Origin of the sequence: Kitasatospora phosalacinea (assembly GCF_030268885.1) — a bacterium.
GTDB lineage: Bacteria > Actinomycetota > Actinomycetes > Streptomycetales > Streptomycetaceae > Kitasatospora > Kitasatospora phosalacinea_C.
In genome coordinates, this window is sequence record NZ_BSSA01000001.1 from 493,269 (window position 1) to 505,445 (window position 12,177).

At 74.9% G+C, this 12,177-nt stretch carries 14 protein-coding genes; 11 read left to right on the top strand and 3 right to left on the bottom strand.

The annotated features are described in order from the left end of the window. Positions 1 to 21: 21 nt before the first annotated feature. The 3 genes from QSK52_RS02120 to QSK52_RS02130 form a co-directional block, all read right to left on the bottom strand. Positions 22 to 1,374, bottom strand: coding sequence for an MBL fold metallo-hydrolase (locus QSK52_RS02120; RefSeq protein WP_435053145.1), 1,353 nt, complete (start codon positions 1,372 to 1,374; stop codon positions 22 to 24). 372 nt (positions 1,375 to 1,746) lie between these two features. Further along, entirely contained in the window at positions 1,747 to 2,208 is a 462-nt protein-coding gene (locus tag QSK52_RS02125; protein WP_285732812.1) for a MaoC family dehydratase, read from the bottom strand. A gap of 136 nt (positions 2,209 to 2,344) precedes the next feature. Then, positions 2,345 to 2,803 (bottom strand): pyridoxamine 5'-phosphate oxidase family protein, encoded by a 459-nt coding sequence (locus QSK52_RS02130; RefSeq protein WP_285732814.1) that lies wholly within the window; start codon positions 2,801 to 2,803, stop codon positions 2,345 to 2,347. Between the two features lie 189 nt (positions 2,804 to 2,992). Between QSK52_RS02130 and QSK52_RS02135 the strand changes: the two genes are divergently transcribed. The 11 genes from QSK52_RS02135 (at position 2,993) to QSK52_RS02185 (ending at position 12,161) form a co-directional block, all read left to right on the top strand. Further along, positions 2,993 to 3,829, top strand: coding sequence for a hypothetical protein (locus QSK52_RS02135; protein WP_285732816.1), 837 nt, complete (start codon positions 2,993 to 2,995; stop codon positions 3,827 to 3,829). A gap of 141 nt (positions 3,830 to 3,970) precedes the next feature. Then, positions 3,971 to 4,591 (top strand): hypothetical protein, encoded by a 621-nt coding sequence (locus QSK52_RS02140; RefSeq protein ID WP_285732818.1) that lies wholly within the window; start codon positions 3,971 to 3,973, stop codon positions 4,589 to 4,591. Between the two features lie 44 nt (positions 4,592 to 4,635). Then, on the top strand, positions 4,636 to 5,526 hold the full coding sequence (locus tag QSK52_RS02145) for a hypothetical protein (RefSeq protein WP_285732820.1): 891 nt from the start codon (positions 4,636 to 4,638) through the stop codon (positions 5,524 to 5,526). Between the two features lie 79 nt (positions 5,527 to 5,605). Next, positions 5,606 to 6,232, top strand: a complete 627-nt coding sequence (locus tag QSK52_RS02150) for an SAF domain-containing protein (protein WP_285732821.1) — start codon at positions 5,606 to 5,608, stop codon at positions 6,230 to 6,232. Beyond that, the gene (locus tag QSK52_RS02155) at positions 6,232 to 7,416 is read left to right on the top strand and encodes a hypothetical protein (RefSeq protein WP_285732823.1); all 1,185 of its coding nucleotides are present in this window, start codon (positions 6,232 to 6,234) and stop codon (positions 7,414 to 7,416) included. Before QSK52_RS02150 ends, QSK52_RS02155 begins: the two co-directional genes overlap by 1 nt. Continuing rightward, complete coding sequence (locus QSK52_RS02160) at positions 7,406 to 8,995, top strand: CpaF family protein (RefSeq protein WP_285732826.1); 1,590 nt, start codon at positions 7,406 to 7,408, stop codon at positions 8,993 to 8,995. Before QSK52_RS02155 ends, QSK52_RS02160 begins: the two co-directional genes overlap by 11 nt. Further along, on the top strand, positions 8,995 to 9,996 hold the full coding sequence (locus tag QSK52_RS02165; protein WP_285732828.1) for a type II secretion system F family protein: 1,002 nt from the start codon (positions 8,995 to 8,997) through the stop codon (positions 9,994 to 9,996). The genes QSK52_RS02160 and QSK52_RS02165 overlap by 1 nt, the downstream gene beginning before the upstream one ends. Next, entirely contained in the window at positions 9,993 to 10,880 is an 888-nt protein-coding gene (locus QSK52_RS02170; protein WP_285732830.1) for a hypothetical protein, read from the top strand. Before QSK52_RS02165 ends, QSK52_RS02170 begins: the two co-directional genes overlap by 4 nt. A 119-nt stretch (positions 10,881 to 10,999) precedes the next feature. After that, positions 11,000 to 11,263 (top strand): hypothetical protein, encoded by a 264-nt coding sequence (locus QSK52_RS02175; RefSeq protein WP_285732832.1) that lies wholly within the window; start codon positions 11,000 to 11,002, stop codon positions 11,261 to 11,263. A gap of 80 nt (positions 11,264 to 11,343) precedes the next feature. Then, positions 11,344 to 11,706: a TadE/TadG family type IV pilus assembly protein gene (locus QSK52_RS02180; protein ID WP_285732834.1), complete on the top strand. Its 363-nt coding sequence runs from the start codon at positions 11,344 to 11,346 to the stop codon at positions 11,704 to 11,706. Beyond that, positions 11,703 to 12,161 (top strand): TadE/TadG family type IV pilus assembly protein, encoded by a 459-nt coding sequence (locus QSK52_RS02185; protein WP_285732837.1) that lies wholly within the window; start codon positions 11,703 to 11,705, stop codon positions 12,159 to 12,161. The genes QSK52_RS02180 and QSK52_RS02185 overlap by 4 nt, the downstream gene beginning before the upstream one ends. Positions 12,162 to 12,177: the final 16 nt, after the last annotated feature.

The following is a 12,177-nucleotide window of genomic DNA, read 5'->3' on the forward strand; positions in this document are numbered from 1 at the left end:
GCCGGGAACTTCCGGAGGGGCTCAGAACAGCGGGACCTCTCCGTCCTGCCCCGGGGACTGCCCCGGGGACCGGTCGGCGGTGGGGCGGGCCTCGGCGAGCGGGGCGTCGGGGCGGGCCGGGGCGGCGGTGAGCGCGGCCGGGGTGTCCGGGACGGCGGAGCCGTGGGCGAGGCCGTCGGGGACGAGCAGGTCGGCGCCGGAGGGGGCGGCGGCGACGGAGCGCCACCAGAGCTTGACGGCGGGCGGTGCCGCGGGCTCGAAGGGACGGCCGGGGCGGGGCAGGGCCAGCGTGACCCCGGCGTCCTGGGCGGCGGCGACGGTGCGCTCGGCGGGCTCCTCCCACGGGTGCGGGGCCAGGTCGAAGGTCGCCCAGTGCACCGGCAGCAGCACGTCGCCGCGCAGGTCGCGGTGGGCCTGCACGGCCTCCTCGGGCGTCAGGTGGACCTCCGGCCAGTGCTCGGAGTACGCGCCGACCTGCATCATCGTCGCGTCGAACGGCCCGAAGCGGCGTCCGATCTCGGCGAACCCGGGGAAGTAGCCGCTGTCGCCGCTGTGGAAGAGCCGGTGCCGCTTGCCCTCCACCACCCAGGACGACCACAGGAACCTGCCGCTCGGCCGGGGCCCGCGCGAGCAGTAGTGCCGGGCCGGGGTGGCGGTCAGCCGCAGGCCGTCCAGCTCGGTGGTCTCCCACCAGTCCAGGTCGACGATCCGGCGCGGCGACACCCCCCAGTGCTCCAGGTGCGCGCCCACGCCCAGCGGCACCGCGAACACCGCGTCGCCCGCGGCCAGGGTCCGCACGGTCGCCATGTCCAGGTGGTCGTAGTGGTCGTGCGAGATCACCACCACGTCCACCGGTCCGAGCTCGCTCAGCGGCAGCGGCACCGGGTGCAGCCGCTTGGGGCCGATCCACTCGAACGGGGAGCAGCGCTCGCTCCACACCGGGTCGAACAGCACCCGGACGCCGTCCAGCTCGGCCAGCACGGTGGCGTGGCCCAGCCAGGTCAGCCGCAGGCCGGAGGCGGGCGGGGTGGCCAGCTCCACCGGCAGCAGCCGGTGCACCGGGACGGCCGCGGCCGGGGCGCGGCGGTTCGGGTCGACCGCGAGCTTGGTGCGCATCAGCGCCAGCGGGGTGTACGCGTACGCGAGGCGGCGGGTCGGCACCGGGTTGCGGAACGCGCCGTCCACGAAGTGCGGGGAGTTGCGCACCCGGTGCAGGCGCCAGCCGGACGGGTCGGCGCCGAACGCGTCCGTGCGCATCCGCTGCCAGGTCTCCCGGGGCAGTGTCCGGTACGAGCGCTTCGCGTCGCGCAGCGCTAGCCCGGCTTCGGCGGCCAGCTCGCCGGCGCGGAACAGCCAGGAGACGGGGCGGGACACGGGAACCTCCACGGTCGAACACCGGACGGCGGCGCACCGCAGGGGACGGCGGGACGCAGCGCGCCCCGCGGCGTCGACGGCAGGCCGGAGGACGACACCCGGGCAGCCGGGAGCCCCCGGCGCCGGACGGCGCATCTCGGACCGGGACATTACCGGTGGAAAGCGGAGGAACACGGCAATTCGCCGCGGACGCGCCACGGACGGGTGACGAGGACCGGCCGTGCGGAGCAACGAGAACGGACCGCCCCGGGGCACGGGACGGTCCGTCTCGGTACTGCGGCGTCTCTCTCGGTGCTGCGGTGCCGCGGTGCCGCGGTGCTGCGGTCGTCCTCGCGGTCGGGTGGGGTCAGGCAGTGGGGTCAGGCAGTGGGGTCAGGCGGCCGGGTAGAAGCGGGTGATGGTCTCCGCGACGCAGTGCGGCTTGGTGCCGGCCTCGCTGGAGACGGTGAACCGGACCACCGCCTGCACGACGCCGCCGGGCAGCTCGTCCGCCGAGACCAGCACCGCCGTCGCCCGCACCGCCGAGCCCACCGGCAGCGGGGACGGGAAGCGCACCTTGTCGGAGCCGTAGTTGAGGGCCATCGCGACGCCCTCCACGCCGTAGCACTCCTTCGCCAGCACGGGCAGCAGCGAGAGCGTCAGGTAGCCGTGCACGATCGTCCCGCCGAACGGGGTCAGCTTCGCCCGCTCCGGGTCGACGTGGATCCACTGGTGGTCGCCGGTCGCCTCCGCGAACAGGTTCACCCGGTCCTGGTCGACGGTGTGCCACTCGCTGGTGCCGAGTTCGGTGCCGACCGCGGAGGTCAGGTCGGCGAGCGAGGCGAAGGTCGTCACGGGGCGCTCCACGGGTGCGTCGGGGCAGGGCACGGCCCGGGCGGGGCCGCCTCGCAGAGTATGCCTACTCGCCGGTCACATGTCAGCGGGGGCGGGGGCGGGCCGGTCCGGCAGGGCGGGGTCGGGGGCCCGGTGGTCAGGCGGGCCGGCCCGGGAGGGCGGGGGCGGGCCGGGCGGGCCGGGTCGCGTCCGGGAGGATGCGGCGGCCGGAGACCAGCTCCGGGCTGATCGCCACGTACTCCGGGCCCGGCTCCGGGACCCACGGGCGCAGGCCGCCGGCCCGCAGCGCCGCCCGTTCGCCCGCGTCGCGCACCACCTCGGCCCGGCCGTGCACCAGCACGCTCCAGCCGCAGCGGCCCGTCCGGTCGAAGTCGTCCACCTGGAAGGCCGCCACCGTCCCGTCCAGGGCCCGGGCCACCCGGGTGCCGGTGCGCAGGGCCAGGATCAGCCGGCCGTCGGCCGCCACCCGGAAGGCCACCGGCAGCACCGCGGGAAGCGCGTGCTCGGTGTACACCACCCGCCCCAGCGGCACGGTGCCGAGCAGCTGCAGGCACTCGGCCTCGCTGAGGGTCTCCACCCGGTCGTCACGGTCCATACCGCCGATGGTGCCCCGGCCCGCACCGCCCCGACCAGGGCCCATGGTCCCTGAGCTGGGGCTCATCGGGCCGATTCCGCCCCGCACCGACACCCCTCGGCGATACCTTGGCCTCCGGCGGCACCCCGAGGACGGGGCGGCGGGCGGCACAGCGGGCCAGGGGCAGGACAGGCGGAGGGGGCGGTACGGGTGAGCGGCGGCATCGAACTGGTGACGATCGGCGCCGACGGCGGCCCCGAACGCGGCCACGGCGGCTCCGCCCGCGCCGCCGAGGGCGCCCGCACCCTCGCCGACGCCCTCCCCGGCCGCACCTTCGACGCCGGGACCCGCGGCAGCACCGTCACCAGCCCCCCGGCCGACGCCGACGCCAACACCCTCCTCACCGCCCTGCGCCAGGCCGCCCAGCGCCCCGCCCGCTGGCTCGTCGTCGGCCTGGTCGGCCAGCTCGTCGCCGACCCCCGCGGCCGCCGGGTCGCCCTGGTCACCGCAGGCTCCACCCCCGACAACGCCTACCGGCGCGGCCTCGCCTGGGACTGGATCACCAGCGCCATGGTGCACGGCGAACAGGAGGAGACCCTGCTGATCGTCGACGCCGTCGCCGACCGCGACACCTGGGCCGCCCTGCAACGCGAGGACGGTGCGGGCGAGTTGCTCACCCACTCGCGCGTCCCGCTGTGGGGCCGGATCGGCCGCTGGAGCGCGGGCCGACGCGGCCGCGACGGCGTGCTCCCCGGCGCCGAGGGCTCGTTCAGCTGGGCCCTCGGCCGCGTCCTCGAACACGGCGTGCCCGGCGCCCCCGCCGCGCTCGGGCCGCTCGACCTCCAGCCCGCCGTGGAAGGACAGTTGGGCTGGGGGGAACCGGCCAACGCGGGAGAGGCCAGGCTCCTGGTCCCGCGTGACGGGGGGAGGCTCCTGATGCGGAATCGGGCTGCCGTGAGAGGAGCGCTCGCCGGATTGCCGTTTTCCGATGAACTTCTGGCAGTTCTGTGGCGAGAAAGTGCCCCAACCGATCCGCCTTCCGCGTAAGGTCAGGAGGCCCCGGGTGTTGCCGTGCCGGGGCGGGGTGGCGAAGAATCGACCTCCGAGCGACCTCAGAACGAACCGGGGACGGCAGACGACATCCGCGGTCCGGATCCACCACAGGTCCGGCCGCAACAAGGTGGGGCTATGCGGCAGCGCTCAATTCTGGTGCGCCCTGGGGCGATTGGGATCAGCGGGTTGCTCCTGCCATTCCTGCTGACAGCCTGCTCGGCCTCCGGCGCAGGATCCGCCGACCGACTCGGCACCCCCTCCGCCAACCTCCCCCGCCCCACCGCCACCACCACCGCGGCCCCCGCCCCGACCGGCAGCCCCGTCCCGAAGGAGGGGGCCCAGGGCCTGGAGGGGAACGGTGCCGTGACGGCCTATCAGGACTGGTGGGACGTCCAGGTCGAGGTGCTGGGCCGATCGGATTCGGACGGAGTGGAGCTGCGCCAGTACGCCACCGGGACGGCGTTCACCGACACCGCGATCTCGCTCACCCAACTGCACGACGCCAGACTCGTCATGGTCGGCAGGCCGCGCACCTCGCCCGTGCTCAAAAGCCTCGACCTGCAGGCCAATCCGCCCACCGCGACGATCGACGACTGCCTGGACGTGTCGGACTGGCACCAGGCGGACGCCGCCACCAAGGAGATCAAGGATCCGCAACAGCGGCTGTCCCGCTTTCCGGCGACGGCCGTGCTGAAGAAATACGGAAACCGCTGGCTGATCGCCGACTTCACCCGTGAGGTGACCAAGACATGTTGAACTCCTCGTGGCGAACCGCTATTTGCGTAATGGTCGGGGCCGGATTGACGTTCGCGGTCGTCCCGTCGGCCAGCGCCGACGGCCCCGTCATCACCCCCTGCGCCGAGCGCACCATCTGCACCAGCGACCACCAGACGACCACCGTTCCGGGCACCCCCGGCAGCACGTCAGGCGGCAGCGGGGGCGGCGGCAGTGCGGCCTGCACCTGGCAGGGACGCGAGGTGCCGTGCTGGATCGACAACCGCGGCGCCTTCTCGGCCGGTTGCTACTACATCGAGGCGTCCCCGCAGCCCCTGGCCACCGAGACCGTGTGGGGCACGCACACCTCCAAGGACGGCAAGATCTACGACAAGTCGTGCATCCTGGACGACGGTTTCGTACCGGCGGGGCAGGTCTTCCTGGCCCAGCCCGTCGCCGCCCGGCCGCCCAAGTCGCCCCGCGAGGTCGCCCGGGACGCCCTGACCACGATCACCGTCGGCGAACCCGTCCTGCACGCGGCCCCGGCCGACAACGCCGTGGTCGGCTCGCCGGTGTGGCTGTGGATCGAACCGGACAAGAACGTCACCGGCCCGCTCAGCAGCCCTCCGCTCCACGAGGACGACGGGGGCCCCACGGTCATCACCACGATCACCCTCAAGCAGGTCCACTGGACGGTGGACGACGGACCGAACCCGAACGCCCCCTTCCAGGAGTTCATCTGCCAGGACGGCGGAACGGTGTTCAGCAGGACCGGCACGCCGACCTGCAGCCACCTGTTCACCCAGAGTTCGGCCCGGATGAAGGACAAGGCGTACAGCCTCTCCGTGCGGTTCGAGTGGCAGGTGACCGCCAGGACGATCGACAACGTCCCGATCGACACGACCGGCTTCCGCTGGACGACCACCGGAAGCCAGGTGCTGCGCGTCCCGGTCAACGAGGTGCAGGTGCTGAACTGACCTGTCAGGGGGGCCGGGTGGCCCGGAGTTCGACGTACCGTCACGAGTGAGAGGCCGCAGAGCGGTGGAGAACCGAAGCATGCCGACCCCGCCGCGCCGACTCGGTGCGCGGCGGCGGCGACCTGCCGTGCTGGCGATGGCGGCGGCGCTGATCGCGGCGGGGGGACTGGGCGGGGCGGCGCTGTACAACAGCAGCGGGCAGCGGATCGCGGTGCTCGCGCTGGCCCGGGACGTGCCGATGGGGCAGGTGATCACTTCGGACGACCTGGTGGTGGCGCACATCGCGGGGGACCCGGCGCTGCACCCGCTGGACGCGCAGGACCTGCAGGGGACGGTCGGGCTGCGGGCCACCACGGACCTGAAGCGGGGGGCGCTGCTGGTCAGGTCGGACCTGACCAGCGACCCGGCGACGCAGCCGGGGCAGCAGATCGTCGGCATCTCGGCGAAGCGCTCCCAGCTGCCCGCGACCCGGCTGCAGCCGGGCCTGCAGATCCTGATCGTCAACACGCCCGACGGCGGGAGCGGCACCACGCGCACGCCGGAGACGATGACCGCCGTGGTCGCCGCGGTCGGCAAGCCGGACACCGACGGCAGCACCGTGATAGACGTCGCGGTCGGCCCCTCCAACGGGCCGCAGCTCGCGCTGTGGGTGGCGGGCGGCAAGTTCCAGGTGATCCTGGCGCCCCGAACCGCCGGGGGGTCCTGATGACGGTGGTGGCCGTGCTCGGCGGGCCGGGCGCGCCGGGGGCCACCAGCAGTGCGCTCGCGCTGCTGCTGTCCTGGCCGCTGGGCCCCGGCCGCCGGGTGCTGCTGGTCGAGTGCGACCCGGACGGTGGGGCGGTGCTGGCCGGGGCGCTGGAGGGCCGGGTCGAGGCCGTGTACGGGCTGCGCAACCTGGCCGTCGCCGATCGGCGCGGGCTGCTCGTCGAGACGCTGTGGGAGCAGCTGCTCGACGTCTCCCCGCAGGGCACCGGCGACCGCCTGCTGCTGCCCGGCCTCACCGACCCCGCCCAGGCCCCCGGCCTCGTCTACACCTGGGAGCCCCTCGTCGAGGCGCTGCACGCGCTCGAACCGCAGGGCTACGACGTGCTGCTCGACCTCGGGCGCTCCGGCGCGAGCGGGCCGATGGCGGTGCTGCCGCGGCGGGCCGACGTGGTGGCCGCGACCGTCCGCACCACCCTGCGCGGGCTGTCCGCCGCCCGGCCCCGGATCGCCGCGCTGCGCGAGGACCTCGACACCCACGGCACCGGCTCGGACGGCCTCGGGCTGCTGCTGGTCACCGAGGGCCCCTACCCGGAGAACGAGGTCTCCCGGCAGTTCCGGCTCCCCGTGCTGGGGGCGCTCGCCCACGCGCCGCGCACCGCCCGGGTGCTCTCCGACGGCGGCGACACCGCCGACCGGCGGTTCGTCCGCTCCGAGCTGATGCGCACCGTGCGCACCGCCGCGGACCGGATCCAGGACCTCGCCGCCACCCGCCGCCGACGCCTCGCCGGCCCGCAGCAGCACCAGCAGCCGCCGCGGCAGCAGCAGTTGCCGCCGCAGGTGCAGCCGGTGCCGCAGGTGCAGCCGGTGCCGCAGGTGCAGGCCCCGCAGCCGGTGCCGCCGTTCGTGGCGGGGCCGGTGAACGGGCAGCCGTACCAGCAGCCGCAGCAGCAGCCGCAGCCGTACCAGCAGCCGCAGCAGTTCCAGCCGCAGCCGCAGGGGCCGGTCGGGGGCGGGCAGTTCACGGGGGAGTGGCCGGTCCGGACCGAGGCGCCGCAGATCTCGTACGCCGCGCCCGCGCCGTACATAGCGCCGCCCGCGGTGCCGCAGCCGCCGGTGCCCGCGCCGTTCCCGGGGCAGACGGGGGCGGAAGGGCCGGACGGAGAGGAGGGGTGGCGTGCGCGCTAGTCCGTACCAGGGGCCGGTGCCGCCGCAGCAGCCGGTGAACGGCCAGGTGGCGTACGGGGGTTCGGCCGACGCGGCCGGGCTGCCGTGGGGGAACCCACCCGTGCAGCCGCAGCCGCAGGTGCCGACCGGGCCGGTCGGCCAGGCGGCGTCCGCGGCGGCGTCGGCGGTGCCCGCGCTCTCGCCGGCGGGGGCGCGTCCGGCGGTGGACACCAAGGTGGCGAGGGAGTTGAAGCGGCAGGTCGCGGCGGAGCTGCACCAGCAGCTGTCGCGGCTGTCGCAGGCGTCCGGGAGCGAGGCGGACCGGGCGACCCGGCGGCAGCGCGGGCGGGCGCTGATCGAGGAGGCGGTGGCCCGCTGGTCGGACGCGTACGCGCAGACCCACGGCATCCCGCCGACCCGGGAGCAGGACCGGGTGCTCGCCGAGGCGGTGTACGACCTGCTGTTCCGGGCCGGACGGCTGCAGCCGTACCTGGACGACCCGGAGATCGAGAACATCCTGATCAACGGGTGCGACGACGTGTGGGTCTCGCGGGTGCACCAGCCGCTGCGGCAGGTCCCGCCGGTGGCCGACAGCGACGAGGAACTGGTCGAGCTGCTGCAGGACCTGGCCCGCCAGCACGGCGGCAGCGAGCGCAGCCTGTCGACGGCCAGCCCGATGCTGGCGCTGCGCCTGGAGGGCGGGATGCGCCTGCAGGCGATGACCGAGGTGACGCCCCGCCCGTACGTGGCGATCCGCCGCCACCGGGTGGCCAGTGCGACGCTCAGCGACCTCGTCCAGCTCGGCACCGTGGACACCACCCTGGCGGCGTTCCTGGCGTCCGCGATCCGGGCCCGGAAGAACGTGATGATCACCGGGACGCAGGGCGTCGGCAAGACCAGCCTGCTGCGCGCGATGGCCGCCGAGATCCCGCCGGACGAGCGGGTCGGCACCCTGGAGTCCGAGTTCGAGCTGTGGCTGCACACCCTGGGCCACCTGCGGCAGGTCGTCCCGATGGAGGCCCGCGAGGGCAACGGCGAACGCGTGGACGGCCGCCTGGCGGGCGAGTTGACGATCGGCGAGCTGATCCCGGCGGCGCTGCGGATGACGCTGTCGCGGATCATCGTCGGCGAGGTCCGCTCCGCCGAGGTGGTGCCGATGCTGCGGGTGATGACCAACGGCGAGGGCGGCTCGATGTGCACTCTGCACGCCCGCGGCCCGCACATGGTGGTCGACCGGATCGCCGAACTCTGCCTGGAGTACGGCGCCCACATGACCGACACCCTCGCCTACCGGCTCACCGCCAACGCCGTCGACTTCATCGTGCACGTCACCATGGTCGACGAGACCGCGGTCGGCGGCCGCCGCCACCGCTTCGTCTCGCACGTGCTGGAGGTGGCCGGCCTCGGCGAGTCCGGCCGCCCCGCGCTGAACACCGTCTTCGGGCCGCGCCCGGAGATCGGCGAGGTCCGGGCCGTGCCGCTCACCCCGCCGCACTGCCTGGACGACCTGCGCCGCGCCGGGTTCGACGCCGGGCTGCTCGGCTCGCCGTACGGGACGTGGGGCGCGCCGCTGGCGCTGCGGATCGGGGGGACGCGCTGATGCTGCTGTACGTGCTGTGCGGACTGGCGGTGACCGGCGGGCTGGTCGCGCTGGTGGTCGGCCTGGTCGGACGCCCGGTGGACGAGGAGGAGCACGACAACCCGCTGGAGGGCCGGCTGCACACCCTCTGGTACGGCGCGCCCGGCACCGCCTCGCCCGGAATGGCCCGGCTGCGCCGGATCCAGCTGGTGCTGGCCCTGCTCGGCGCCCCCGGCGGCTGGCTGTTCACCGGCATCCCGCTGGTCGGACTGCTCGTCCCGGCCGCGGTGTTCGGCCTGCCCTGGCTGTTCGACGCGACCCGCTCCGACACCCGCCGGATCGAACGCCTGGAGGCGCTCGCCGAGTGGACCCAGCGCCTGGCCGACGTGCTGCTGCTCGGCGTCGGCCTGAACCAGGCGATCATGACCAGTCGACGCACCGCGCCCGCCGCCCTGGAGACCGAGATCACCGACCTGGCCGCCCGCCTGCAGGCCCGCTGGCGGCCCGAGGACGCGCTGCGCGCCTTCGGCGACCAGCTCGCCGACTCCACCGCCGACAAGGTGCTCGCCGCCCTCGTCCTGCGCGCCGGGGACAGCGGCCCCGGCCTGGCCCGGGCGCTCGCCGACATGGCCGACTCGGTGCGCGAGGAGGTCCGGCAGCGGCGCGCCATCGAGGCGGACCGCGCCAAGCACCGCACCACGATCCGCTGGATGGTCGGCATCATCCTGCTGGTCATCGTCATCGGCGGGTTCAACTCGCACTACACCGAGCCCTACACCACCGTCACCGGCCAACTGGTGCTCGCCGTCGTCGCGTTGGCGTTCGTCGCGGTGATCGCCTGGATGCGCTCGCTGGCCCGGCACACCCCGCTGCCCCGGGTCCTGGAGCCCGACCGCCGCTCCAGGACCGGCCGCCTGCCCGGCCGGAGGACCGAGGACGGGGCATCCGCCGCGTCCGAGGCGTCCGGCCCGTCCGGGGCCTCCGGCGGCGACGGCGAACCACTCCTGAAGGAGGCCAGGTGATCTCCCCCTGGGCGGTCCTCGCCGGAGCCGCCGCGGCCGGCGGCGTGGCCCTGCTGCTGGCCGAACTCCGGCCCGCACCACCGGACCTGGGCCAGGCCCTGGACCGGCTGCACCGCGTCCCCGAACCCCGCCGGGCCGAGGACGAGGACCTCGCGCTGCCCTGGTACGACCGGGTCGGCGAGGGCTCCGCCCGGCTGCCCGGGGTGCGCATCCCGAGCCGCGAACTCGCCCTGATCGGCCGCAGCCCGGCCCGCTTCATGGCGCACAAACTGCTGTTCGCCGCCCTCGGGTTCGCGCTGCCCGGCTACCTGACGGTGATGGCCGCCGTGATCGGCGACGGCCTCCCGATCGCCGTCCCGCTGCTGGTCGGGCCGCTGCTCGCCGGGCTGCTCTGGTTCGTCCCCGACGGCATCGTCGCGGGCGAGGCCAAGGAGGCCCGCACCGAGTACCTGCACGGCATCGCCGCGTACCTGGAACTCGTCGCGCTGGAGCGGGCCGCCGACTGCGGGCCCGCCGAGGCGCTGCGCCGCGCCGCCTCGGTCGGGCGCGGCACCGTGTTCCGGCGGATCCGCGACGCGCTGGAGCGGGCCGCCACCGACCGGCTCCCGCCCTGGGACGGACTCGACGCGCTCGCCCGGGAGTTGGGCCTCACCCCGCTCCAGGACGTCGCCGACATCATGCGGATCTCCGGCGTCGACGGCGCGGCCGTCTACGACACCCTCCGGGCCCGCGCCAAGAGCCTGCGCGGCGAACTGCTCTCCGAGGAGCTCGCCAAGGCCAACACCGACAGCGAACGGATGGTCGCCCCCGGCTCCGCCCTGACCCTGCTGATGACCGTCCTGATCGCCTTCCCCGCGGTCTACCAGATGCTCAACACCTCCTGACCACAGCCGAATCCGACCCCCTCCGACCGAGCAGCTAAGGAACAGCGCCACCCGCCCCGCGCGGCACCCCGCACCCCCGCACCACCAGCCCCTCCCGTCGAAGTCCTGGAGACCACACCATGACCCGGATCCGCACCGTGGCGACCGCCCTGCGGCCGCTGCTCCCGTTCCATCTCGTCCGACCCGCCCTCGAGTACCGCCTCGTCAAGCTGCGCGCCGCCCGCGAGTCGGGCGACCGCGGCGCGATCAGCATCGAACTCGCCCTCGCCGTCATCGTGCTGGTCGCCATCGCCGGGACGGTCGTCTACGCGATCACCCAGCTCGGCAACAAGGTCCAGGGCAACATCCAGAAGGACGTCCCCGCCGGCGGCACCGCGCCGTGACCCGCCGCCCGCACCGGCCCGCCACCCGGCCCGCACCGGCCGGGTGGCTCGCGCGTGCCCGCAGCTCCGACCGGGGCGCGATGGCGATCAGCCTCGCCATCGTGTTCCCGGCCGTGCTCTTCGTGATCCTCCTGGTGGTGCAGGCCGGCCTGTGGTGGTACGCCGAACAGGCCGCGCTGGCCGCCGCCCGGGAGGGCGTGGAAGCCGGACGGATCAACGGCGCGCCGCCCGGTGCGGGTGAGGAACGGGCCACCGAGTTCGTCCGGCGGCTCGGTGACGTGGTCGAACTGGGCGCGCCGCCGCGGCAGACCGGCAACGACCCCGACCTGTACCAACTGACCGTCACCGTGCAGCCGCTCACCCTGTTCCCGTTCGCGGACGTGGCGATCAGCAAGACCGCCACCGCACCCCGGGAGAAGTTCGTCCCGCCGGTGGCGCCGTGAACGGCGGGGGAGCGGCGGGGAGGGGCGGCTCCCGCCCCCGGGACCGCGGTTCGTTCGCGATCGAGGCGGCGGTCCTGGTGCCGGTGGTGCTCAGCTTCGCCCTGATGGCGGTCGCCGCCGGACGCCTGCAGACCACCGGCTCGGTGGTCGACGCCGCCGCCCGCGCCGGAGCCCGCGCCGCCTCACTGGCCCGCAGCCCCGAAGCCGCCCGGCAGGACGCCGCCGACGCCGTCCGGCAGGCGCTGGCGGCCCGGTCGGTGACGTGCACGGCCGAACCCACCGGGGACCCGGTGTACGGCACCCTGGCCACCACCGGCGGCGCCCTGACCACCGTCACCGTCCGGGTCTCCTGCACGGTGCCGCTCTCCGACCTGGTCGGACTGGACGGCCTGCCGGGCAGCAAGACCGTCACCGGCACGTTCACCTCCGTGCTGGACCGGTACCGGGGAAACTGAGAGGACGTCAACAGAC

Coding starts and splice junctions, on each gene's coding strand:
- QSK52_RS02130 (WP_285732814.1), bottom strand. CDS start 2,803: ATGGACCGTGACGACCGGGTGGAGACCCTCAGCGAGGCCGAGTGCCTG.
- QSK52_RS02140 (WP_285732818.1), top strand. CDS start 3,971: ATGCGGCAGCGCTCAATTCTGGTGCGCCCTGGGGCGATTGGGATCAGC.
- QSK52_RS02150 (WP_285732821.1), top strand. CDS start 5,606: ATGCCGACCCCGCCGCGCCGACTCGGTGCGCGGCGGCGGCGACCTGCC.
- QSK52_RS02155 (WP_285732823.1), top strand. CDS start 6,232: ATGACGGTGGTGGCCGTGCTCGGCGGGCCGGGCGCGCCGGGGGCCACC.
- QSK52_RS02165 (WP_285732828.1), top strand. CDS start 8,995: ATGCTGCTGTACGTGCTGTGCGGACTGGCGGTGACCGGCGGGCTGGTC.
- QSK52_RS02175 (WP_285732832.1), top strand. CDS start 11,000: ATGACCCGGATCCGCACCGTGGCGACCGCCCTGCGGCCGCTGCTCCCG.
- QSK52_RS02180 (WP_285732834.1), top strand. CDS start 11,344: ATGGCGATCAGCCTCGCCATCGTGTTCCCGGCCGTGCTCTTCGTGATC.